This window comes from Candidatus Pseudomonas auctus (assembly GCF_048654275.1).
Lineage (GTDB): Bacteria > Pseudomonadota > Gammaproteobacteria > Pseudomonadales > Pseudomonadaceae > Aquipseudomonas > Aquipseudomonas pharyngis.
The window spans coordinates 726,550-750,614 of the sequence record NZ_JBJYZK010000001.1 but is presented as its reverse complement, the minus strand read 5'-3'; the positions used below and the strand labels follow the sequence as shown (position 1 = coordinate 750,614).

Below are 24,065 nucleotides of genomic sequence, written 5' to 3'. Positions count from 1 at the left end.
AACTTATACAGCCACCGTTCAGACTTCTTCCGTTCATCGGCGTTTTTAGTAGAAAAGTCCTACAGAAGTGCCCCGTCTTATTTAAGTTTTGTTACCGTTTTTAGTTGTTTTGTTGAACTGTTTCTTATTCAAGGCCGTTTCGTTTGATTGACTTGTCGAGTACTGAATCCTCACCCTCCAACAGCAATCCGCTGACTGTTTATCTGGCGCGCCTGGCGCCCTCCAGCCAACTGACCATGCGTTACGTGTTGCAGGACGCTGCCGACCGCCTCGGGTTCGAAGACGTGAACCTTGAGGACATTCCCTGGCACGGGCTGCAACCGGAGGACGTCGTTGCGCTAGTCGCTGCATTGCGCGCGGACAACTACGCACCGAACACTTCTTCGCTGTATGTAAACGCCATTCGCGGTGTAATGAATGAAGCCTGGCGCATGAGCCTGATCAGCCAGGACCATCTATTGAAGATGCGCTCGGTCAAAGGCATTGCCGGCACGCGACTGTCCCAGGGGCGCAATCTGAAGCGCACGCTGATTCATGAATTGATGGAAGTCTGCGCGGCCGATCCGCGACCGCAAGGTTTGCGCGATGCGGCAGTGATTGCGCTGTTGTACGGCACCGGCATGCGCAAGTCGGAGTCGGTGGATCTGGACTTGAATCAGGTGGATTTCAGCGAACGCAGTCTCTGTGTCACCGCCAAGGGCAACAAACAGCTGATCAAGTACGCGCCGGCCTGGGCGTTCGCCAAATTGAATGCGTGGCTGGAGTTTCGTCGTTCGGAACTCAAGGAGGGCGAGAGCGACGATGCGTTTCTGTTCAACCGCATCCGCCGTGGTAGTCACATCACACGCGAGCGCATCACCAAGCACGCGATCTATTACATCGCCCGCCAGCGCGGCACCCAGGTCGGGGTGAAGATCATGCCCCATGACTTCCGCCGTTCGTTCATCACCCGGGTGATCGAGGAGCATGACCTGTCGATTGCCCAGAAGCTCGCCCACCACAGCAATATCCAGACAACCGCCAACTACGACGTGCGCGACGACAACGAAAGGCGCCGCGCGGTGGATCGTTTCGACTTGTAGGCAGTGCGTTTCGCTCAGGAGGCGGGCGGGCAGCCGCGTGAGACGGTGGAAGCCTGACTGATCAACGCGGCCAGACGCTTGACGTTGTTCTGCTGGGCCACCACCAGATCATCAATGGTCGGCCCGGACGGGGTTTGCAGCAGCGAGCGACAGGCGAGCAGCGCGTCGTCGCCGGTGTTGGCCTGGCGCAGGCGCCATTTGACGTCGATCAGCCCGTATTGCCCGGGAATCGAATCGAAGCGTTGCACATCGATGCGCACCGAGGTTTTGCGCGGGCCGCCGGCATTACTGAGCTGATCCACCAGTGCGCTGCGCAATTCATCGCTGAGGCTGGCGCCCCACCATTCGGTCTCAAGGATCGCCAGGCCGCTGTTGCCCTGGCGGATCACGATTTGCGGCCGGTCGACCTGGGGCGGCACGCTGATGCCTTCGATGGTGATTTCCGAGCCGGCGCGGCCGGTCATCGGTTGCGTCGGCGTCAGGGTGTGAAAGCTGATCGGGGCGCTTTTGCAGGCGCCAAGCAGCAGGCCGATGGCGAGCACGGTGAACTTCAGCTTTAAAGCCATGGGACAGCTCCTGTGCTCAATTACGCGGCGGCCCTTTGAGGTCCAGCGGCGGGGCGTTGTCGGGGCGGCCGCGAATCAACGATTCCGGATGACGGCCCAGGTAATCGGACAGTTCACGCAGCGAACGCGACATGCGCCCAAGCTCGTCGAGGGTCTCGGTCAGTTGTTCGCGTTGCGGCGAATCTTCGGCCAGGGTCGAGCTGGCCGACTGCAGGGTCTTGCTCAGGTCGGCGAGGGTGTTCTGTACGCCGGGCAGGGTCCTGGCATTGAACTGGGTCAGGCCTTTGCGCAATTCCACGAGGTTGCTGTCGAGGTTGCCGGCAATCCGTTCCACCGGCAGTTTGTTGAGCTTGTCGATCATCGCTTCGAGTTTTTCCTGCAACTGTTCGAGGCTGCCGGGGACGGTCGGAACGCTGATCGGGCGGGCGGTCGGGTCGAACGCGACTTTTTCGGCTTTGGGGAAGAAATCCAGCGCGATATACAACTGCCCGGTCAGCAGGTTGCCGCTGCGGGCCTGGGCGCGCAGACCGTTATCGATAAAGGTGCCGATCAGGCGCACGGCGGCGGCTTCGTCGTCCGGATTGTGCTCGAGTACCTTGAGCATCTTCACGTGAGCCTGACCGAGGCGTTGCGGGTAGATCACGATGCCGACGTTGAGCGGAAAGCTGCGTTTTTTCGCATCGAAGTCCAGATTGACGCTCACCACCCGGCCGATTTCGATGCCGAGAAACTCCACCGGTGCGCCGACTTTCAGCCCGCGCAGGGCTTGATCGAAACGCAGGGTCAGGTATTGCGCCTTGCCGTTGGGCGGGGCGAGGGCGGTTTGCTGGTCGTCGAACAGGTCGTAAGTTCTTTCTTCGGCGGCGGCAACGTCGTTGGGGCTGTACTCCGGCGCGCGGAAGGCGATGCCGCCCACCAGCAAGGTCGACAACGATTCGGTTTTCACCGCAAACCCGTTGGCGCCGACGTTGACGTCAATGCCGCTGGCGTTCCAGAACCGGGTGTTTTCGGTGACGTAGGCGTCGTTCGGCGCATGGATGAACACCTCGATGTTGACCCCTTTGCCATCGGCGTCCAGCGCATAGGCCACCACTTGGCCCACCGGGATCTTGCGGTAATAGACCGGCGAGCCGATGTCCAGCGAGCCGAGGTCCGAGGCGTGCAGGTTGAAGCGTTTACCCGGCTCGCCGTAGGTGATAGGCGGTGGATTCTCCAGGCCTTTGAAGTTTTTCGAGCGCGAGTTGGACTGACCGATGTCGGCGCCGATGTAGTCACCGGACAGCAACGTATCGATGCCCGAGACACCGCCCGCACCGATGCGCGGCCGGACGACCCAGAACTGCGAGTCTTCGCGGGTAAAGGTTTCGGCCTGCTTGGCCAGTTTGATCGTGGCGTTGACGCTTTTCTGGTCGTCGCTCAGCTCGACATCTGTCACCTGGCCGATCACCACGTTGCGGTATTTGACTTCGGTCTTGTTGGCGGTCAGGCCGCTGCCGGTCTTGAAGGTGACGGTGATGGTCGGGCCTTCCTGCATCAGGTTGTGCACCACCAGCGAGAGGCCCACCAGCACCGCGACGATCGGCACGATCCACACCAGCGAAATGCTGAAACGCCGGGTCTTGACCGGCGCCTGGCCGGGCGCTCGCGGTTGATCGGCGGCTGACGACTCCATCCATGACCTCCAGGGTGTGTTGGGCACTGAGCGTCAGGAACGCAAAAGCACTTCATCAATATAGAAGTGCTTCGCGATAGAGCAAATGCGCAGGCCGCTTTAACCGGGAAGCGTCATCCCAGCAGTTCCCTCAGGCGATACCAGAACATGCCCAGTGCCAGCAGTGGCGAACGCAGCGCCGGGCCGCCGGGGAAGGTCATGTGCGGCACGCTGCTGAACACATCCATGCCCTGACTGTGACCGGCATGAATTGCTTCGCCCAGCAGCTTGGCGCACCAGTGGGTGACGTTCAGGCCATGGCCGGAATAGCCCTGGGCGTAGAACACATTCGGGTGCTGTTTCAATCGACCGACCTGCGGGAAGCGGTTGGCGGTGATGCCGATCTTGCCGCCCCACTGATAGTCGATGCGCACATCCGCCAGTTGCGGGAACACCTTGAGCATCTTTGGTCGCATGTAGGCGGCGATGTCCGTCGGATCCCGCCCCGAATAATGGCAGGCGCCACCGAACAGCAAGCGTCGGTCCGCCGAGAGCCGGTAGTAATCGAGGCCGACTTTCTGGTCGCACAGCGCCAGGTTCTGCGGAATCAGCTCGGCGGCGCGTTCCGCCGGCAGCGGTTCAGTGGCGATGATGTAGCTGCCGGCGGGCAGGACCTTGCCGCTGAGTTGCTGTTCGAGTTCGTCCAGATGCGCGTTGCAGCCGAGTACCAGACTGCCGGCGCGCACGCTGCCGCTCTGGGTGCGGACTTGAACGGTCGGGCCGTGGAGAATTTCCAGCACCGGGCTCTGGTCGAAAATCCTCACCCCGAGGGATGCCGCCAGCCGCGCTTCACCCTGCACCAGATCCAGCGGATGTAGATGGCCTGAGCCCATGTCGATCAGGCCGCCCTTGTAGACCCCCGCGTTCACCACTTGCTGACGAATCAGCTCAGGGGCAACCAGCCGCGTTTCATGGCGGTAGCCCAACTGCGCCAGGCTGTCCTGCTCGGCCTTGAAGGCGTCGAACTGCGCTGGCGTGTTGGCCAGTTCGCAGAAGCCCCAGCGCAGGTCGCACTCGATGGCGTTGTCGGTGATGCGCTGGCGCACCAGCTCCACCGAGTCGATCCCGGCTCGGTGCAGGTAGCGCACGCCTTCGCTGCCGACATGCCGGGCGAAGCCTTCTACGTCATGACCGATCCCGCGAATCAACTGCCCGCCATTGCGCCCGCTGGCGCCCCAGCCGATGCGCCGGGCTTCAAGCAGAATCACCGAGAGTCCGCGCTGCGCCAGTTCAATGGCCGTGTTGACACCGGTGAAACCGCCACCGATCACGCAGACATCGGCGATCAGGTCACCCGCCAGTTGCGGATAAGGTGTGCCGGCCCGGGCCGACGCGGCGTAATAGGAGCGGGCGTGTTCCTGGGTGTACTGATTCATTTGTTCGACTTCACTTTGCTCCAGGACCGGGTCATCAGACGCATGATCGACTGGGGCGGGGTAGAGGAGATGTAGAGCTTGTCCAGGACTTCCTGAGACGGATAGACCTCGGGATTGTTGACCAGCTCGGGATCCATGTATTGCTTGGCCGCCGGGTTCGGGTTGGCGTAGCCGACCGAGGCGCTGACCTTGGCGATTACTTGCGGATCGAGCAGGTAATTGATGAAGGCGTGAGCTTCCCTGGTGTTGCCGGCGTCGGCGGGAATCGCCAGCAGGTCGAACCACAGGTTCGCGCCTTCCTTGGGAATCGAGTAGGCGATGTTCACGCCGTTTTTGGCTTCCTTGGCGCGGTTGGCGGCCTGGAACACGTCGCCGGAATAACCGAAGGCCACGCAGATATCGCCGTTGGCCAAGTCGGACACGTATTTCGAGGAGTGGAAATAAGTGATGTACGGCCGGATGCTCAGCAGTTTTTCTTCGGCCTTCTTGTAGTCCTCGGGTTTCTCGCTGCGCGGGTCCATGCCCATATAGTTGAGGATCGCCGGGAACACTTCATCGGCCGAGTCCATCATCGACACACCGCACTGGGTGAGTTTCTTCAGGTTCTCCGGTTCGAACAGCACGGCCCAGGAATCGATGTGATCGATGCCCAGCACCTGCTTGACCTTGTCGACGTTGTAGCCGATGCCATTAGTGCCCCACAGATACGGCACCGAGTGCTCGTTGCCCGGATCGTTTTTCTCAAGCAGGGCCAGCAGTTTCGGGTCGAGGTTTTTCCAGTTCGGCAGTTGCGAGCGATCCAGTTTGAGGAACGCGCCGGCCTTTACCTGACGCGCGAGGAAGTGGTTGGACGGCACCACCACGTCATAGCCGGTGCGGCCGGCGAGCAGTTTGCCTTCGAGGGTTTCATTGGAGTCGAAGACGTCATAAATCACCTTGATCCCGCTGCTGGACTGGAAGTCGGCGAGGGTGGTTTCGCCAATGTAATCGGTCCAGTTGTAGACGCTGACCTGGGGTTGGGCGAAGGCACCGGCACTGCACGCCAGGGCCAGCGCGGCGGGGATCATGGATTTCAACAGACGCATATCGACACCTCTTCGAATTATTGGGTTTTTCAGGTGAGCACGTTCCCTTGTGGGAGCTGGCAAGCCAGGTCCCACAAGGGCGGGTGTTGGTTACACGCTCAGCAACAGGAACTCCCGCTCCCAGGAACTGATCACGCGCTTGAAGTTTTCATGCTCGGCGCGTTTCACCGCGACGTAGCCGCGCACGAACTTGTTGCCCAGGTATTGCGCGACGGTGTCGCACTCTTCCATCTGGGTCAGGGCTTCTTCGATGGTGATCGGCAGGCGCAGGTTGCGGCGCTCGTAGGCCCGACCTTCGACGGCAGCGCTCGGTTCGATGCCTTCGACCATGCCGATGTAACCGCACAGCAGGCTCGCGGCGATGGCCAGGTACGGGTTGGCGTCGGCGCCCGGCAGACGGTTTTCAACCCGCATCGCCTCGGGCCCGGAGGTCGGTACACGCAGGCCGACGGTGCGGTTTTCTTCGCCCCATTCGACGTTGACCGGTGCCGAGGTGTCCGGCAGGAAGCGGCGGAACGAGTTCACGTTGGGCGCGAACATCGGCAGCACCTTCGGGATGTACTTCTGCAGACCGCCGATGTGATGGCGGAACAGGTCGCTCATGCTGCCGTCGGCATTGGCGAAAATCGGCTGGCCGCTGGCGATTTCGACCACGCTCTGGTGCAGGTGCATGGCGCTGCCGGGCTCATCGCCGATCGGCTTGGCCATGAAGGTCGCGGTGACGTTGTGCTTGAGGGCGGCTTCACGCAGGGTGCGCTTGAACACGGTGATCTGGTCGGCCAGATCCAGTGCATCGCCGTGGCGGAAGTTGATTTCCATCTGCGCCGGGCCGTCTTCGTGGATCAGCGTGTCCAGGTCCAGGCCTTGCAGTTCGCACCAGTCGTAGACGTCTTCGAACAGCGGATCGAATTCGTTGGCGGCGTCGATGGAGAACGACTGACGACCGCTTTCGGCGCGACCGGAACGGCCCAGCGGTGCTTTCAATGGCAAGTCCGGGTCTTCGCAGCGCTGGGTCAGGTAGAACTCCATTTCCGGCGCCACGATCGGCTTCCAGCCTTTGTCGGTGTACAGCTGCAGGACTTTCTTCAGCACGTTGCGCGGCGACAGTTCGATCGGGTTGCCGAACTTGTCGAAGGTGTCGTGGATGACGATGGCGGTCGGCTCGATGGCCCACGGAATCACGTACACCGCGTCGCTCACCGGCTTGCAAACCATGTCGATATCGGCCGGGTCGAGCAGGTCGTAGTAGATGTCGTCGTCGACAAAATCCCCGGTTACCGTTTGCAGCAGCACACTTTCCGGCAGGCGCATGCCTCGCTCATGCAGGAACTTGTTGGTCGGTGCGATCTTGCCGCGGGCGATGCCGGTCAGGTCGCTGACCACGCATTCCACTTCGGTAATCTTGTGATCTTTCAGCCATGTGAACAGCTGATCGAAAGGGGCATTCATAAAGACCTCGTCGTTGGTTTTATTGACGCGGGGGAACGCGATTTCATCTTTCGCAGGCTTCCCCTGTGGCGCGTTGACGACTATCTTGGGCGGGCCTTGCCGTTCCATCTATCCACTTTCAGCAGCACCAAAGCGCACCAAAAGAGTGCGCAAGGTTCCCCATGACGACGTGCAATCCGCTTCAGGTCCAAGCATTCAACACCGCCGATGTCACCGAACAAATCCGCGCCACGCCGGGTTGGGTGCAGCATTACCAGCAGATGTCGCCTGGGCATTTCGCCGGGCAGATCCGCTATCTGGATTTGCAGGGTGTGGAGGTTTACGAAGAACAGATGAACACCCGGGTCGAGCAGAATTTCAGCGCGCCGCAAGGGTCGCTGGCGTTCTGTTTCGATCGCAGCGACAACGCGCTGTATCTGCTCAATGAAGAGAGCCGCAACATCTGGATCACCCCGGAGAACTATCAGGAAATCGCTGTGGTGTTCGGCCCGGAATTCGTCCAGCGCAACGGACTGGACATGGCCCGCTTGGAGGGTTTGTTCATGGCACCGCTCAATGGCGCGCAGAATGGATTGTTCAGCCGCTGGTTAAGCTCGACTCTCACGAAGTTGTCGCAAGCCCTTGATCTGCCGAGTAAAGAGGCACTGACTCAGCAGCTATTGGAGGATTGCCTGTTCATCCTCGACAACGCGAGCGTGTGTCTGGATGGCGGCGGTTTGCAGCGTCGCGCCGAGGAGCGAATCACCCTCAAACGCGTGGGCGAGTGGGCGGCGGATTCGCCGGAAGAAACCCTCAATCTGCTGGAATTATCGCGGGTCGCCGGGGTTTCCCTGCGCCAGTTGCAGCAGACCTTCAAGGCCTATACGGGGATGTCGCCAAGCCAATGGCTGCGTTTGCGCCGGCTCAACAGTGCGCGGCGCGAATTGCTCAAGCGTTCGCCCGCGGAGACCACCGTGGCGGAGGTAGCGATGAACTGGTCGTTCTGGCATTTAGGCCGTTTTTCAAGCAGTTATCGAGCATTGTTCAAGGAGTTACCGAGCGAGACGTTGAAGCGTTCATCGTCCTTGTAACTCTGCGCCACAAACAAAAAAAGGCGGGAGAGGTTTCGGTATTCACCGAAACCTCTCCCGCCTTTTTCATCTGCCGATATTGCCAAGCCTGTTGCGTTACCGACTAACCAACTCTGAGACGCTTGAAGGAGGACGAAAGGGATCTTTTCATCAGTCTGGCCATCGGGGTTTCTATTTCTTTATGGATGACGTGGGACGCACCTATCATCAAAGCGATGGTGCCCCAGAGCAGCACGTGTGGATTGATGGTCGGATAAGCGATGTTGAAGATCATGAAGCCGATCATTTGATGCAGCAGGTAAAGCGGGTAAGTCAGTGCGCCCAATGCTGTCCAGTCGAACTTCCCCACGGCTGACGTCTTATGCGTCGCGATAAAAAGGAAGGTCATGAAAAACAGGGCAATGACGCCGCAGATGATCAAGGAGTCGTAGTCAGTCGAATATTTCAGTTCAATCGACTCGGCCCACTTGATCGCGTTGAAGCTGGCCAATGCCTGCGCGGCTGCCAGCAAGGAAATACGGGATTTGGTAAAACCCTTGTCCCAGATGATGTAGAACGTGGCGCCAGCGATGAAATAGGCCGCGTAGTCGGTGATCAGGACCGAGCGCAGTTTTTCGAAAGCAAAGACTTCCGCTGCGGCCGAGATCAGCAGCCAGAGTACGAGGAAGGTTTCTATTTTCTCTATCTTCTTGAAAGCCAACAGGACGGCGATCATCAGGTAGAACTTTATTTCGACGAACAGAGACCAGTAGACCCCGTCTATGGGGGGCACACCGAGCAGGTCGCCCAGAAAGGTCAGGTTGATCAGGTATTGATAGAAATCGGCCGAAAATCTTGGCTGCCCGATGGCCAGCGTGATGAGAAACGTGATCGTGCAGCACACCCAGAAAGCCGGGCAGAGACGAATGACGCGGGAAATGAAGAACACCTTGAGGTTGTTGCTCGAAGCCGTCATCAGAATGACGAATCCGCTGATCATGAAAAACAGTTCAACGCCCAGATAACCGTATTTGGCAACGTCAGCCAAAAGGGGATAGGGCATGACCGACATCTCACCCCTCGCATAGCCGCGAAACGCATAGTGAAAGATCACCACCGCGAACGCCGCAAGAAAGCGCAGCAAATCCAGTTCTGTCAGCCGTCTGTTGTTCATGTGCATGCGCTCCGGGGGTGTTAGCGCGGATTGAAAACTGACGACTGTGCCGAGTGAAAATCGACTCAAGGCGAAAGCTATGACGGTTGGGGCGGCTCATCGTCTGGCCCCAGGCTTGGTGTGAGGGTCAAGGATTGCGTTGCCACATGCGGATGTAATCGACTTCAAAAGTGGAGGGCAGGTCAGCATCGTCGACCACGCCGAACCATTTCCACATGGCCTCGCTGTCGAAGACGATCTGCATGGGGAAAAAGAAATAATGGTTCTTCGATTCTCTGACCAGCACACCATCGACGTACCAGCGCAGGGTATCGGGCTGCCAGTCGAAGCCGTAGACATGAAAGTCGCCGGCCAGCCGCCAGGGACTGGTCCAGGTGCTGCCGTTGGCGATATGTTCGGTGCTGTGCGGCGTGGCCCAGAGGTGGGCGTTCATGTTGTAGGCGCGGTCTGAAAGCGCATTTTTGGTCTTGCCGCCGATTTCAAAGATGTCGATTTCGGTGGCGTTGTCAGTCATGCCCGTCCAGGCCAGCCAGAAGGCGCTGGACGCTGCGGAATTCATGGGTTTGGCCCGCGCTTCGTAGTACCCGTAGAAGCCGCGTTCAAGGGTACGCACCATGGCTGAGGTGTAGTCCTTGAAGCCGAGCTCGACGTACTTTTGTGGCAAGGTTTCCTTGCGAAAGACAATGTTCAGGTTGCCATTGCCGACGCTGGCGTTGCGCTCGGTGAACAGCGCCGGCTTGCGGCCCAGCGACTCATTCCCGACGGCATTGTTGACGTGCCAGCGTGTGCGGTCGAGGGTGGTGCCATCGAACTCGTCGGACAGCGTCGTGTTGAGCACCCATTGCCCGGCATTGGCCTGATCGGACAAGGGCAGTTGGGCGTTGATGCGCGTCGGCAATGTCCCCAATAGGCCAACGCGGGTCCAGGTGTCGGCATGCGTGGGGATGGCCACGGACCATTTGTCTGCCAGGTATTGAAAGGCGCGCTGGCGCTCGGCGAGCGAGGCGAATGGACGGTCATACACCAGCACTTCGGCGATGTCGCCGCGAAAGTTTTCCGAGTGACCGACGGCATTGCGCCCGACCCCGTAGGGGCCGATCGGCACGTCGTGCAGTTCGAGCACGGAAACCGTCGGCTCGTACTCCCCGGTTTGCGCCAGGCTGACCGCGAAATTCGGCAGCACGTTGTCGTTGCTGGCGGCCTGCGGGCGTGAACTGAACAACCGTTGCCAGGGATCGACTCCGGCCTGTTCCGGCAACCGCCGGGACACGACCAGTACGGTCACAGATCCTTTAGCCGTGCGCAGGGCCCGGCCGAGTAATCCCGAATTGCCGTCGAAGCGCACCACCGCATGGCCATTGAGGCTGTTTCTTGTCCACTGTGGCGGTGAGTTGGCGTCAGCGACCGTCGCGTCATTGGCCTTGCCGGATTTGTCGCTCCAGCGCTGGAGCCGGTTCTGCGCATTCAGGGTCATCGCGGATGAGTCGGCCGCGTCCAGCCACAACACGAGGCCGGTGGTCGGTACAGGCGCTGGCGCCTGCGCGGCGTTGCTTGCCAGCGCAACCGAAAACAGCACGACCAGCAGACATTCCTTGAGCATCGGCATCACTTCACCGCAACGGGTGCCGGAATCTTGAATGACGATTGATACCCCTGCGGATTGCACGACTGCCAGCGCCAGGTATCGGTGATCATCTGTTCCAGGCCGCGTTGCGCGCTCCAGCCCAGTTCGCGTCCCGCCTTGGCCGGATCGGCCCAGCACTTGGCGATGTCGCCGAGACGTCGAGGGGCGAAGCGGTAGGGAATGCTGATGCCGGTGATGTCCTCGAAACTGTGGATGATCTGCAGCACGCTGTAGCCGACGCCGGTGCCGAGGTTCCAGAAGTGAATGCCATTGTCGTGCTGCAGCACTTGCAGGGCCTTGAGGTGACCGATGGCCAGGTCGACCACGTGGATGTAGTCGCGCACGCAGGTCCCGTCCACGGTGGGATAGTCGCTGCCGTACACCGTGAGTTCGGGTATCCGGCCTATGGCGACCTGGGTCAGGCACGGCAACAGGTTGTTGGGGCGGCCGCTCGGGTCTTCGCCGATCATTCCGCTTTCGTGGGCGCCGATCGGGTTGAAGTAACGCAACAATCCAACGCTCCAGCGCGGATCGGAGTTGCACAGATCCGTCAGCAACTCCTCGATCATGAGCTTGGTGCGGCCATAGGGATTGACCGGTTTGCCGGTGCCGAAATCTTCGGCAATCGGCGTGCGCGTCGGCTCCCCGTACACCGTGGCTGACGAGCTGAACACCAGCCGGAATACGTTATTGCGGGCCATCGCCTGACACAGGCCAAGCGTGCCGGCAACGTTGTTGACGTAGTAGTCCAGCGGCTTGCGCACGCTTTCTTCGACGGATTTGAGACTGGCAAAGTGCACGACGGCGTCGATGTCGTACCGGCTGAAGATATCGTCGAGCAGGGCTGGGTCGCGAATATCGCCCTTGATGAAGTCGACGCGGGTCAGGGTCAGTTGCTCAAGGCGCCGGATGCACTCTCGACAGCTGTTGCACAGGTTGTCGAGCACCAGCACCTTGTGGCCGGCGTTAATGAGGGCCAGAGCCGTATGCGAGCCGATGTAGCCGGCACCGCCAGTAATCAACGTGGTTTTGCGCATGGTGAGGCCTTCCTGTCTCAGGGCTGAACTCAGCGGGAGGTGAAAACCGATTTGAATTCCTGTGGCCAATGCGGGTGCAGGGCGCTGTAACCCACGGCATAACTCAGTGCGCCGAGCACGACGCTGCCGATCAAATGCAGGTATCCCTGAAGACCCAGCTGCGGTAGCACCAGCAGCACGGTTGCAGCCATGACCAGCGAGGCGATCACGCTGCGGTAACTGGCTTCGAAAAAGCCGCGCCAGCTGTAGCCGATCGCCGTGTTCAGGCCGCGGATTTGCAACGGCGTGATGACCAGCATGCGCGCCAGCAGAGCGACGGCTGCAGCCATGCCGCCGTACAGGTTGCCGAGGGCGTAGACCAGCGCCAGGGCCAGCGCGGTGGTCAGCACTTCAGCCTTGATCGTGAGGTGACTGCGGTTGACCGCCACCAGTGCGGTGGTGGCGTACATGGCGCTGTTGCCGATGGCGGCGGTGCAGGCCAGCACTTGCAGCAGCGGGATGGCCTCTGCCCATTTGGCGCCGAAGATCAACAGGATCAGGTCGCTTGCCGTGAGTGCGAGTCCAATGAACAGGGGCGTCAACAGAAAACCGCTGACGGCGGTTGAATCGCCAACGATCCCGATCAATCGCTTGGGCTCTGCGCTGCGCCGGGAGAATGCCGGCAGCGCGTAGCTCAGCAGGCCGTTGTAGATTGCGGTGCGTGGCAGTTCAATGATGCGCATCGCCATGTTGAACATGCCGACCGCGTTCGCCCCGGCGGTGATGCCCAGCACCACGTTGACCCCGCGCTGCAAGGTTTGCGAGCTCAGCGCGTTGATGGCCACCGGTGCGCCTGACCTCAACAATTCACGCAGGATCGGACCGTCGATGTAAAAAGGGATACGTCGCGGGTCGGCGCGCATCAACACAATGATCGACACCAGTTCCATGATCAGCGCCTGGGCAATGACCGCCCACGCACCCAGTCCCCAAAGCGCAACGGCAATGCCACCGACGCCACCCGCCACTTTGCCCAGCAATGTGCGCGACGCCAGCATCTTGAAGTTCCCGCTGCGGCGCATCTGCGCCACATAGACCCGCGCCATCATGGTGAACAGGATCTTTATCGAGGCTATCGCCGTCATCCATCGCAGCACCGGGTCGGGGGTGTACAGCATGACCGCGCCCGAAATGACGCCAATGCTCGCCAGACTGACCAGCACCGCCGCCCAGTAGGCGGTGCTGATGTGCTTGTCTTCCAGTCGCTCAAGCCGGACAAGCGGGTCTTCGAGCACCGAGGAGTACACCAGACCGATCAACTCGACGATGGCGATGATTACCGTGCCCACACCCAGCTCGGCAGGCGACAGCAGCCTGGCGTAGGCGACAAAGGTAATCATCGACAACAGGATCAGGCCGAATTTCTCGGTGAAGATCCAGGTCAATGTCGTCAGACGGTGGTTGGCCATGGCGTATACCGGATCAATGAGCCGTGGTTGAAGCCGTTGCCTTGCGCAAGGTTCTGGCGCGGGCATACAGGTAGCGCAAGGTCGGTTTGCCGCTGGCGAAGATCAGGGCCTGCCAGGAGCAATCCAGCATTCGCCGGTACACGCCGAGGACCTGGTCATGCTCGCCGCGTCGGGAAAACGCCTCGAGAAAATCGGTGTGGTTGCCCAGCACGAAATCGATCCGCTGCTGCCGAGTCAGCTGCGCGCCGTAACGGGCGAGGTACACCTCGATGAAGCGGATTTTGTTCTGGTAGTACTTTTTCGGATTCGCGGTCATGTTGCCGCCATTGACCGTGCGCTCCAGCAGCACCTCCGGCACCGTGTGGATCTCCCAGTGTTCGGCGATCCGCGTCCACATGAAGCGGTCTTCGGAATAACGCAGGCTGGCGTCGAAGCCGCCGAGTTGCATGATCACGTCACGTTTGACCAGCGCGGTGGAAACGCCATTGACGACGTTGGCGTGGATGAAATCGTAGAAGTGCCGGCCGTTCTTCAACCGGTCGTCCAGTTGGCGCCTGCCATCGCTGTAGTTGACTTGCGCGTAGCAGTCGATCAGCCCCACAGGCCGGCCCTGTTGCGTGAGCTCGCCATACAGTGCCAGCTGTAACTCCAGCTTTCGCGGATGCCATTGGTCATCGGCATCGAGCATCGCCACAAACGTCTCTTTAGAGTGGCGCATCCCATGGTTACGGGCACTGGCCTGGCCTTCGTTGGCTTGCTGCAACAGGGTCAGGCGAAACGGCGCGGTGAAGTCTCGCACCCGTTGTGGTCCGTCATCGGTGGACCCGTCGTCGATGACGATGACGTGATCGGGCAGTCGGGTTTGCCGGGCCAGGGAGGTCAGCGTCTGCTCGATGCTGTCGGCGCCGTTGTACATCGGAATGATGACGCACACTGAATCTGCTGAACGGGGAGCTTGGTTGGGCACGGTGATTCTCCTTGGGTTACGCGCGGGCGGAATCGCGCGGTAGTGCGCGGCCCGACGAACGCTGACGCAGCGCTGCCGGTGAGGATTCGGGGTAGGTCGCGTGGTGGTGCCGGAAGGTCAGGGCCAGGGTGCAGAACACCAGAAACTCGGCGGAGCGGTAGTTGGGGATCACGTACGCCACATAATTGGTGACGGCGAACAGACCGATGATGACCAGCGCACTGGCACGAAACCGGGCTGCCTGATTCGCCGTCACGGCGCGGTATTGCTTGAACAGTGCTTCACCGAACATCAACGCCAGCGCCGTCAGCTGAATGAGGCCACCATTGAGCAGGGTCTCCATGTAGCCGCTGTGGGCGTTGCCGATGTAACCCCAGCGGGTGATGAACGCATCGGCATCGGGACTTGCCCAGAAGGCGCCGAAGCCGTAGCCCTTGAGTAACTGGCTGTCGATGAAAGGCGCGAGCAGTTCCCAGATCAGGGTCCGATCGGTCAGTGACGGATCGCGCCCGGCCATTTCCAGCAGCACCGCAAAGTTGCTGTACAGAAACAGGCAAACCAGCAGGTAGAGCAGGGTGCATCCGAGGAACATCAGCTGCGAGCGATTGATGCCCAGGCGGATCATCGTGAGGAAGTACCAGTAGCTGATCGTGCCGGAAATAATCAGCGCTACACCGGTGGCTGACTGGGCAAGCAGGATCGTGACCAGCGAAAAGAATGAGCACAAGAGCGCCCAGCGATTGCGCTGCCGGATCATCGGCAGCAACAGCATGATGGCGATCGCATTGAGTCGGGCGCCGGCATTCTTTTCGGCGAAAACGCCTTTGAACGCGCCGTCGCGAATGCCCCCGGAGAGAAACGCCACTTCAGGCATGACCACGGCGAGCAACAACCCGATCAACGCCGCGATGCCAATGGCGCAGCCGAGCATGAAGGCGATTTTTTCAAGGGAGTAGTTATAGGCAATGAAGCCTGCAAAAAACACCACGCCGAGCAGGGCGATAAACCGCTTGAGACTGAGCATCGGGTCGTGGGACCAGCCGATCGATGCGATGACACAGAGCAGGAACACCAGCAGAAAAAAATTGCTGCGATAAAAGGTCTTGCTGAGGAATACCTTGTTGCGGATGAAAAAGAACAACGGCACCAGCAGCGTGATGAGGCCGCAGACCTGATTGGCGACATTGCCTTCGAGGTCTTTGTTGATATCGCCAAAGTTCGCGGCACTGCCCAGACCGAGGACAAAGGTAATCACCTGGATGTAGAACAGGATGCCGAACAGCGTGAAGGCGTCGCGCAGTGTCGAATAGCGGATCGTCAGGGGGCTCATGATGACGGGTCTCCAACCAGTGCTTTGAGGTAGGTCTGCACTGCACTGGCACTCATGAATCGTGCTGCCGCATCAAGGCGTGATTGACGCTGCAGATCGCGCGGTATGGACAGTTGCTCGACGATGGCCTGTGCCAGGGCGATGGGATCTTCCACTGCGACCAGCGGGGCAACCACGCCGCCGCCGAGAATCTCCTGAGGACCATGGGGGCAGCGGGTGGCCACCACCGGCGTGCCGGTTGATAACGCCTCGACCAGCGCGTTGGGGCTGCCCTCGAAACGTGAAGACAGCACGAAACAATCGGCTGCGGCCACTTCTGCCAGGGGATCATCGGCATAGCCCGGCAGATCGAAGCGCTCCGCCACCCCCAGCTGTTTCGCCTGTTCCAGCAGTTCGGCCCGGAGTGCGCCTTCGCCAAAAATGATCAGGCGGGCATCGCGATCCGGCAGTGCGGCGAACGCTGTGATCAGCGTGTCGAAACCTTTTTGTGGCGCCAGACGCCCCACGGCGACGATCACCGTGCCGGACTTTTCCAGCAGCCAGCGGTGGCGGGGCGGTCCCGGTGTCTTCTCGCGAAAGTCGTTGTCGAGCACCGGATTGTCGGCGATGGTCACGTCTTGGCGCCGGGCGAGGGTGGTATCGACCAGGTCCTGGGCGACACCGCGCGAAACGCAGATTACCGGGTTGGGAATCAGCCGATACAGCAGCGGCGCCACCCGATAAGCGATGCGCACCATCAAATCGGGATTCACGTGCCGGTCATGGGAAAAGGCATTGCGCTCGCTGACGTGCAGCCGGGCCAGCGTGCCGGACAGTGCCGCCGCGATGATCGCCACCACGTTGACGTGGGTGAGGGCTGCCAGCTGGGCGTCAAAGCGATTGTCACGCAGGAATCGCGTCAGTGCCGGCACCGCACGGACGCTGCGCGGGCTGTGCAATTCGACTTTTTTCACACGCGGATCGAGATGCGCTGCGTGAAGGCCACCGCCGGTGAGCATCAGCAATGTCACGTCGTTGCCTGCATCCACCAGCGCTTTGGCCAGGCGCGCCATCATTTTTTCAGCACCGCCGGCGCTGAGGTCATGGAGGATGATCAGTAACTTTTTCATTGATTCCAGACCTGGTAGTACGCCTGCGCCGCGTACTGACTGGTGTAGGGGCGCAGGGTGGCAGTGAGCGTCTCTTCGCCGGGGGCGATGGCATGACCTGAGGTCAGGTTGCGCAGCATGCCGTCGGCCAGTGCCTGTACATCGTTGACGATCACCAGTTGACCGAGTCGGCCGTGGTCCAGCAGTTCTCTGGGCCCGGTCTCGCAATCGCAGGCCAGCACCGGCGTGCCCAGCGCCAACGCCTCGATCAGCACGGTCGGCATGCCTTCTTGCAGCGAACTCAGAATGAACAGTCGGGCGTGCCTGAGCACGGGATAGGGATTGCTCATAAACCCGCTGAAATGCACCCGTTGTGCGATACCCAATTGCCTGGCCTGGGTGACCAAGGCTTCGCGCAACGGGCCATCACCGACGATCAGCAGATCCGGCAGCGCCGCGCTGCGCAGCGCCAAGGCGTAGGCATCGAGCAGCAGATGAAACCCCTTGGGTTCGACCAGACGCCCCAGGCTCAGCCAGTAGTTGCGGGGCAAGTCGGCGGGCCGGGGCGCCCGGGCGGCTTGAAACAGTTGATCGGTGACGACCGCGTTCGGGCAATAACGGATGCGCTGCCGCCCCCAGGGCACGGCATCGGCGAGGGTCTGGCGCAACGCCGAGGACACCGTCACCACCTTGCCGCTGCCACACAGGTACAAGGCGTAGAGAAAGCGCAGGCTTGAGGGGCCGGTTTTCTGTTCGCTGCAATCGAGGGTCGCATGGCGGCTGTAGATGACTTTGCAGGCACTGCCGAGGGTGGCGAACCACGTGCAGAGGTTGGCCTGCTCCTTGGCGGAAATGAGGTGGGTGACACCTTCACGCCGTATGAGCCGGCGCAGCAAAACGATGGACTTGAACAGGCCGACGAGGCCGTTGCCGCCACCGCTGTAGCATTGAATGTCCCGGGCGTCGGGCATGTCTGCGTTCATGACGAAAAAACTCACGCGCCGGCCGTCCTTGAGAAACTGCTCGGACAGCCGCTGCTGAACGCGCTCGACGCCACCGCCGGGCTTGAAATCCTTGAGGGTAAACAGGATGTGCATGGTCATTCCCCAACGCTGATGGCGACTTTGTGTCGAACGATCATGTTCAGCAGGTGCAGGAAGTTGCTCGGGTAATCGATGAGGTAGCGTTTGATCGTGTGGGGCTCGCGGTACATGCGATAGAACGCGCGCAAGTGCAGGCGATTGATCAGCGCCGGGTAGTACTGCCGCGTGGCCAGAGCTTCCTGGCGGATGAACCCGCCACAGCTGAAGGCGACCCCGCGAAAGCCTGCGCGCAGGGCATCCTGCTCGAACTGCTCTTGCCGTCCGGCGCCCAGGCCGACGATCAGAATGTCCGCTGCGCTGCGACAGATGTCGTACCGAATGTCTTCGGCCTGGACAGCGTCGAAATAGCCGTTGTGATAGCCGGCGATGCTCAGCTGTGGATAAAGGCTCTTGATCTTGCTGATGAACAGGTCGAGTTCGGCTTGTCGGGCGCCGACGAAATAAACCCGTTTGCCCTGTTGCTCGGCGCTGCGCAGCACAACGTCGGCTATCGAGGTGAAGTCGAAGCTGACCCGGCCAATCGGTCTGCCGGTGATGCGAGACATGAAGGTCGACATCAGCATGCCGTCGCAAAAATAGGCAACGCTGCTCGGGTTTTGCTCGAAAAAACTGCCGATCGAGGCAAAGTTGATGAAGGAATAGGCTTGGTTGGCCTCCAGCAATTTCGCCGAGTAGTGCCCGACTATCTCCAGTTTGAACATGGCGCGGCTCCTCTCAGAGAACTGAAGGGGTCTGCCGACCCACGGAGACGTAGGTGAACCCACGTTTGCTCAAACGCTGCGGATCGAACAGATTGCGCCCGTCGAAAATCAACGGCTGTTTGAGCAACCGGCTGAGCTGGTCGAAGTCCGGTGCCCGAAACGATTGCCATTCGGTGACGATGATCAGGGCGTCGGCATTTTTCAGCGCCGCTTCCTTGGTGCCTGTCAGCGTCAGGTCGTCGCGCGAGCCGTAAAGGCGCTGGGCCTCTTCCATGGCTTTGGGATCAAACGCCTGCACGCTGGCGCCGGCTTGCCACAAAGCCTCCATCAGTACCCGGCTGGGGGCTTCGCGCATGTCGTCGGTATTGGGTTTGAAACTCAGCCCCCACAGGGCAAACGTCTTGCCGCGAAGGTGGCCGTCGAAGTGATCGAATACCTTGCGGTAGAGGCTGGCTTTCTGTTCCTGGTTGCGCGCCTCCACGGCCTTGAGCACCCGGGCGTCAATGTCGACACCGTCGGCCGCCTGTATCAGCGCTTTCACGTCTTTGGGAAAGCACGAGCCGCCGTAGCCCAGACCTGGGTAGATGAACTGGTAACCGATGCGCGGGTCGGCGCCGATGCCGTGGCGCACTTTTTCAATGTCGGCGCCGAGTCTTTCGGCGAGGCAGGCCATTTCGTTCATGAAGCTGATCTTGGTCGCCAGCATGCAGTTGGCGGCGTACTTGGTCAGCTCGGCGCTGCGAACGTCCATGACAATGATTTTTTCGCGGCTGCGATTGAACGGTTCATACAGTTCGCGCATGACCTCTTCGGCACGCGGGCTGTCGGTGCCGATGATGATCCGGTCCGGGCGCATGCAGTCCTCGACCGCGCAGCCTTCCTTGAGAAATTCCGGGTTTGAAACCACGTCGAACGTCAGATCGCCGCGACCGTTGTCGGCCAGCACCTGCTCGATACACGCTCGAACTCGGTCCCCCGTACCGACGGGCACGGTGGATTTGTCGACGATGATCTGGTGCCGATCCATGTTCAGCGCGATGGTCTGCGCCACGCTCAGCACGTATTGGAGATCCGCCGAACCGTCTTCGTCGGGCGGTGTGCCGACGGCGATCAACAGCACATCGCCATGGTGAACGGCGTCCACCAGGTCTGTGCCGAACCGCAGCCGGCCGCTTTGGTAGTTGTCGCGCACCAGGCTTTTCAGGCCGGGTTCGTAGAGCGGCAGCGTGCCCTCTTTCAATGCCTCGACCCTGCCGGCGTCGACGTCGACGCAGAGCACGTTGTGCCCAACCTCGGCCAATGCAGCACCCTGGACAAGGCCTACGTAACCAATACCGAATACGCTCACATTCATGGTCGAACCTCAGATCGTGGTGACGGTTATCAACGGTCGGGCAGGGGACGGCAGAGTTGGGGCGGGCTTAGTAGATGTTTTTCGAGAACAGCGTGAAGGGGGTCTTGATGAGGATTTTGATGTCGAGCCACAGCGACCACTGGTTGATGTAGTTGAGGTCCTGGGCGACGCGCAGCTGCATCTTTTCCACGGTCTCGGTTTCGCCACGGTGGCCGGTGATCTGGGCCAGGCCGGTGATCCCCGGCTTGAGGCGATGCCGGGCCATGTAGGCGCGGACCTTGCCGGTGTAATAGATGTTGTGGGTGACGGCATGCGGGCGCGGGCCGACCAGGGCCATGCGACCGGACAGCACATTGAACAGCTGTGGCAATTCGTCGATGGAGCTGCGGCGCAGGAAACCACCGATCGGCGTCAGGCGGTCATCGTTGCGAGTGGCCTGCCGGACCTGCTGGTCGTCGTGGACGTGCATCGAGCGAAACTTCCAGACCTTGATCACTTCACCGTTGCAGCCGTGACGGTTCTGCTTGAACAGCACCGGGCCGGCGGAGGTCAGCTTGACGGCGATGGCCACCACCAGCAGCACCGGGCTGAGCAGAATAATCGCCAGGGCGGCAAGGCTGCGTTCAAACAGATCCTTGCAAAACAGGCTGGCAGGGTGCGAGCTGATCAGGCTCTCGTTGAGGTAGATGGCCGGCATTCGCTCGATTTCCGAGATCGAATGGTTGAGCAACACCATGCTGCCGAAATCCGGGATCCACACCACGTCGACGTTCATGTCCAGCAGGTCGATGTAGAGGGCTTCGATGGTGGCGGCATGGGCCATCGGCAGCACGATATAGACGCGGCGCACTTCCTGGCCCGTGATGATCTCGCGGATGGCGGAAACGTGGCCGAGCAACGGCAGAATGCTGGGGGCAGGGCCACAGCTGTCCTCGGCGGCAATGAAGCCCAGCACCAGCGCGCGGTTCGGTCGGGACAACTTTTTCGCCAGTTCATGGGCAGTCGGGCAGGTACCGATGATCACCGAACGGCGTCCGTTGCAGACCTTGCGCGAGTACAGGCGGGCCAGGTAATGCAGGGGCAGAAAGCTCAAGGCCTGAACCACAAAACCCAGCACCGCCCAGACCATGATCACCTGGCGTGAATAAATGGCGCTGGTCTGGGTGAAGAACGCAATCGCCGCCAGTACGGCCAGCAGGGTCAACCACCCGGCCAGCAATCTGCCGAGCCCGACCAGCAGGCCATGGCGCTTGTGGTAGACCTGCATCACGCTGTAGATCGGCACCGAGCCGAGCACCGTCAGAATGATCAGGATGCGGTATTCACTGGTCAGACTGCCGACGCGCCAATGCACGAGCAATATCAACAGCGCCGTCACCAGCGACAGCGCGCAAAGCCACTGGCCCCAGAACGTCAGGCCTCGGCGGTGTGTCATGTGAGCGGTATAGAGCGATGTCATGGGCTTAACCTCGAGACAGCATTCATGCATCAGCGCGAATCGAGCAGGCACGGCGTGCCTCCCGATGGCTTTTCCGTAGCTCGGCGGAGGTGAAGCGAGTAGTGCGTTGGCAGAAGAGGGCGTAGCGGCGGGCGTATGCGCCCGATGGTTACCTGGGCGCGAAATCGTAGTTATAGAACGCCCGGGAGTGGTGGTAGCCGTACTTGCGCGCCTTGCGCAGGTCGACCTGGTTGAGCACCGTGCCAAAGACCGGCACATGGCTTTGTTGCAACATGGCAATCCCTCGCTGAACCTGGCTGATCGACGTGCTGTCAGCCTTCACGACATAGATCACCGCGTCCGAATGTTTTGCCAGCAGCAGCGCGTCACTGATCATCTCCGCTGGGGGAGAATCGATGATGATGTGGCGATAACGTGACCTGAGCGCTTCGAGCATGCGCGCCATGCGCGGCGAGCTGAGCAAATCCTGTGGCGGTGGCTGAACCGGGTTGAGCGGATCGCCAGGGGACGGCAGGCGTGGCGCAACGAACATATCCAGCGACGGCGGCAAGACCTTCCCGGCCGGCAGCATGTCCAGATTGCCCACTGAAACAATGCAGTCTTCAAGTCTGGCCGTGCCGGCAATGACATTCGCCAGTCCGGGGCTGTCCGGCGGAAAATCGAAGTTCAGCGACAGGGTTGGCTGACGCATGTCGGCATCGATCAGCAGCACGCGTTCCAGCGGTGTCAGCGAACTGGCGAGGTTGGTGGCGATGGTGCTTTTACCCTCGCCGGCAACCGTGGAGGTCACGAGCACCACTTGTGACGGTTTTTCGCTGCTTTGCAGCATCAGCCAGGTGCGCAGGTTGCGAATGGTCTCGGAAAAACGCGGGTTGTCGTTGTCCTCGAACAGGCGTGCCAGTTGCCGGCGACTTTTCTTTATCACCAGCGGCACGACGCTGAGCAGTGGAACATTCAACACGCTCTCGATCGATTCATCGGTTTTGAAGGTATTGCTCAGACTCTCGAAGAGCAGTGCCAGCCCGACGCCGATGACTGCAGCAATCAACCCGACGATCGCGACAATCAATGTCTTGCGCGGTTTGCTCGCGTCGACGGGAACGATGGCCGGGTCGACGATGCGCACTTTCGTCGAGTCCATGTCGGCGGTGGCCGTGGTTTCTTTCAGGCGTGTGACGAAGGTTTCATACAGCGCGCGCGTGCTGTCGACCTCACGCTGGAATTCGCGTAACTGGAACTCTTTGCGCGCGATGTCCTGGATCTGCGCCTTGTTGCTGTTGAAGGACTGACGCAGCGACGCTTCACTCGCCGTGGCGAGCTGGTATTGCCGCTCGATACCGGCCACCACTTGCTGCACCTGCAATTGCAGACTGGTGGTGGCGGTGCGCAACTCGGTTTGTGCGGAGATCAGGCTGGGGTGCTTCGGACCATAGCGCCCGGCCAGTTCATCAACCTTCGCCTGGGCCACCGCGCGATCGGCCTGGAATTTCTGCACCAGAGGGTTGCTCAAGACCGCCGGCACGCTGGACAGTCGGCTCAGATCGCCGTTGCCCAGGGCTTTCGCCTGCCGGTACTCGCTCTCGGCTTCAGCGCGGTTGCGTCGGGCGTCGACCATGCGATTGCCGGTCATTTCCAGTTCGTTGGCGCTGATGGTGGCAACGCCGCCAACATCCACCAGACCTTGTTCTTCGCGGTAACCCTGGAGTTTTTTCTCGGCCGCCCGCAGGTTGTCGCGCAGCTTGATCAGACGTGTGTTCATCCAGGCCGTGGTGGTTTGCGACGATTTCTCGCTGGTATCGAGCTGGCTGTCGGTAAAGCCCTGAGCCAGTGCGTTGGCCGCCGCCGCTGCCAGAACAGGGTCTGGCAACTCGACTTCGATTTCGAGCAACTGGCTTTTGCCAACGAACTTGACGCTGGTGTGCAGCATGAGGTTCTGCGTGACCTGGTTGAAAACGTCTGCTTCAGTGAGTGGCTCTTTCTTTTGCGGTAGATATCGACCTAGCCCCGGGATCCATTGATCAAGGTCAAGATCGGCCAGCCATTGGCGCGGCGCGAACCAGGACTTTGGCTGCTGGCGCGGATCGGTGACCGGGTGAGTCGTCAGCCCGAGTTTTTTCACCGCGCGTTCGGCGAGGTCTCGCGATTGCAGGAGCGCCTGCTGAGTCTGCAAGTAATCTGTGGCGTTGCCGCCGGAGTCCTTGACTTGCTGGAACGACATCAGCGGAGGTGTTTTGTCGTTGAACAGCAGGGTGGTGCTGCCAATGTATTGCGGCGTGATATTGGAGACCACCACGGCCGCCAATACGCAACTGAGCAGCACCAGCCAGCCGATGCGCCACTTGGCGCGCCAGATGATCCTCCACAGATTGAGCAGATCCAGGGTGTCCTTGTCTTCGGCGTGCTGCGGATGCAGATGCGCTTGAAGAGGACGTTCGACGTAGTTGCTTGGGCTGTTGTCCATG

At 60.5% G+C, this 24,065-nt stretch carries 19 protein-coding genes; 2 read left to right on the top strand and 17 right to left on the bottom strand.

Annotation, left to right across the window (positions count from 1 at the left end; all coding sequences use genetic code 11):
* The first annotated feature begins 143 nt into the window (after positions 1-143).
* Positions 144-1,082 carry a site-specific integrase gene (locus ACKUG4_RS03340; protein ID WP_064596788.1) on the top strand — a complete coding sequence of 313 codons (939 nt, stop codon included), beginning with the start codon at positions 144-146 and terminating at the stop codon, positions 1,080-1,082.
* A 14-nt stretch (positions 1,083-1,096) separates the two neighbouring features.
* Here the strand turns inward: ACKUG4_RS03340 and ACKUG4_RS03335 are convergent, their stop codons facing one another.
* The 5 genes from ACKUG4_RS03335 to ACKUG4_RS03315 form a co-directional block, all read right to left on the bottom strand.
* On the bottom strand, positions 1,097-1,648 hold the full coding sequence (locus tag ACKUG4_RS03335; protein ID WP_445433425.1) for a PqiC family protein: 552 nt from the start codon (positions 1,646-1,648) through the stop codon (positions 1,097-1,099).
* Positions 1,649-1,664: 16 nt separating this feature from the next.
* A complete protein-coding gene (locus ACKUG4_RS03330; protein WP_074690527.1) occupies positions 1,665-3,320 on the bottom strand; it encodes a PqiB family protein in 1,656 nt (551 codons plus the stop codon).
* Between the two features lie 113 nt (positions 3,321-3,433).
* Entirely contained in the window at positions 3,434-4,735 is a 1,302-nt protein-coding gene (locus ACKUG4_RS03325) for an NAD(P)/FAD-dependent oxidoreductase (protein ID WP_445433424.1), read from the bottom strand.
* Positions 4,732-5,820, bottom strand: coding sequence for a polyamine ABC transporter substrate-binding protein (locus ACKUG4_RS03320; RefSeq protein ID WP_445433423.1), 1,089 nt, complete (start codon positions 5,818-5,820; stop codon positions 4,732-4,734). The genes ACKUG4_RS03325 and ACKUG4_RS03320 overlap by 4 nt, the downstream gene beginning before the upstream one ends.
* A gap of 90 nt (positions 5,821-5,910) precedes the next feature.
* Positions 5,911-7,269: a glutamine synthetase family protein gene (locus ACKUG4_RS03315; RefSeq protein ID WP_064600843.1), complete on the bottom strand. Its 1,359-nt coding sequence runs from the start codon at positions 7,267-7,269 to the stop codon at positions 5,911-5,913.
* 161 nt (positions 7,270-7,430) lie between these two features.
* Here ACKUG4_RS03315 and ACKUG4_RS03310 point away from each other — a divergent pair, with 161 nt between their 5' ends.
* The gene (locus tag ACKUG4_RS03310) at positions 7,431-8,339 is read left to right on the top strand and encodes a helix-turn-helix domain-containing protein (protein WP_445433422.1); all 909 of its coding nucleotides are present in this window, start codon (positions 7,431-7,433) and stop codon (positions 8,337-8,339) included.
* 103 nt (positions 8,340-8,442) lie between these two features.
* Here ACKUG4_RS03310 and ACKUG4_RS03305 read toward each other — a convergent pair whose 3' ends face one another.
* The 12 genes from ACKUG4_RS03305 to ACKUG4_RS03250 form a co-directional block, all read right to left on the bottom strand.
* Positions 8,443-9,492, bottom strand: a complete 1,050-nt coding sequence (locus ACKUG4_RS03305) for an acyltransferase family protein (RefSeq protein WP_103385229.1) — start codon at positions 9,490-9,492, stop codon at positions 8,443-8,445.
* Between the two features lie 127 nt (positions 9,493-9,619).
* Positions 9,620-11,092, bottom strand: coding sequence for a family 16 glycosylhydrolase (locus tag ACKUG4_RS03300; RefSeq protein WP_445433421.1), 1,473 nt, complete (start codon positions 11,090-11,092; stop codon positions 9,620-9,622).
* 5 nt (positions 11,093-11,097) lie between these two features.
* On the bottom strand, positions 11,098-12,153 hold the full coding sequence (gene galE, locus ACKUG4_RS03295) for a UDP-glucose 4-epimerase GalE (RefSeq protein ID WP_445433420.1): 1,056 nt from the start codon (positions 12,151-12,153) through the stop codon (positions 11,098-11,100).
* 29 nt (positions 12,154-12,182) lie between these two features.
* Positions 12,183-13,601, bottom strand: a complete 1,419-nt coding sequence (locus ACKUG4_RS03290) for an oligosaccharide flippase family protein (protein WP_445433419.1) — start codon at positions 13,599-13,601, stop codon at positions 12,183-12,185.
* Positions 13,602-13,614: 13 nt separating this feature from the next.
* Positions 13,615-14,568, bottom strand: coding sequence for a glycosyltransferase family 2 protein (locus ACKUG4_RS03285; RefSeq protein WP_085646629.1), 954 nt, complete (start codon positions 14,566-14,568; stop codon positions 13,615-13,617).
* 16 nt (positions 14,569-14,584) lie between these two features.
* Positions 14,585-15,898 carry an O-antigen ligase family protein gene (locus tag ACKUG4_RS03280; protein WP_445433418.1) on the bottom strand — a complete coding sequence of 438 codons (1,314 nt, stop codon included), beginning with the start codon at positions 15,896-15,898 and terminating at the stop codon, positions 14,585-14,587.
* On the bottom strand, positions 15,895-17,007 hold the full coding sequence (locus ACKUG4_RS03275) for a glycosyltransferase (protein WP_445433417.1): 1,113 nt from the start codon (positions 17,005-17,007) through the stop codon (positions 15,895-15,897). The genes ACKUG4_RS03280 and ACKUG4_RS03275 overlap by 4 nt, the downstream gene beginning before the upstream one ends.
* Entirely contained in the window at positions 17,004-18,083 is a 1,080-nt protein-coding gene (locus tag ACKUG4_RS03270) for a glycosyltransferase (RefSeq protein ID WP_445433416.1), read from the bottom strand. Before ACKUG4_RS03270 ends, ACKUG4_RS03275 begins: the two co-directional genes overlap by 4 nt.
* A 2-nt stretch (positions 18,084-18,085) precedes the next feature.
* The gene (locus tag ACKUG4_RS03265) at positions 18,086-18,790 is read right to left on the bottom strand and encodes a WecB/TagA/CpsF family glycosyltransferase (protein ID WP_445433415.1); all 705 of its coding nucleotides are present in this window, start codon (positions 18,788-18,790) and stop codon (positions 18,086-18,088) included.
* 13 nt (positions 18,791-18,803) lie between these two features.
* The gene (locus tag ACKUG4_RS03260) at positions 18,804-20,144 is read right to left on the bottom strand and encodes a UDP-glucose dehydrogenase family protein (RefSeq protein ID WP_064596759.1); all 1,341 of its coding nucleotides are present in this window, start codon (positions 20,142-20,144) and stop codon (positions 18,804-18,806) included.
* Positions 20,145-20,211: 67 nt separating this feature from the next.
* Positions 20,212-21,603 (bottom strand): undecaprenyl-phosphate glucose phosphotransferase, encoded by a 1,392-nt coding sequence (locus ACKUG4_RS03255; protein ID WP_445433414.1) that lies wholly within the window; start codon positions 21,601-21,603, stop codon positions 20,212-20,214.
* Between the two features lie 148 nt (positions 21,604-21,751).
* The gene (locus ACKUG4_RS03250; protein ID WP_039768574.1) at positions 21,752-24,064 is read right to left on the bottom strand and encodes a GumC family protein; all 2,313 of its coding nucleotides are present in this window, start codon (positions 24,062-24,064) and stop codon (positions 21,752-21,754) included.
* Position 24,065: the final 1 nt, after the last annotated feature.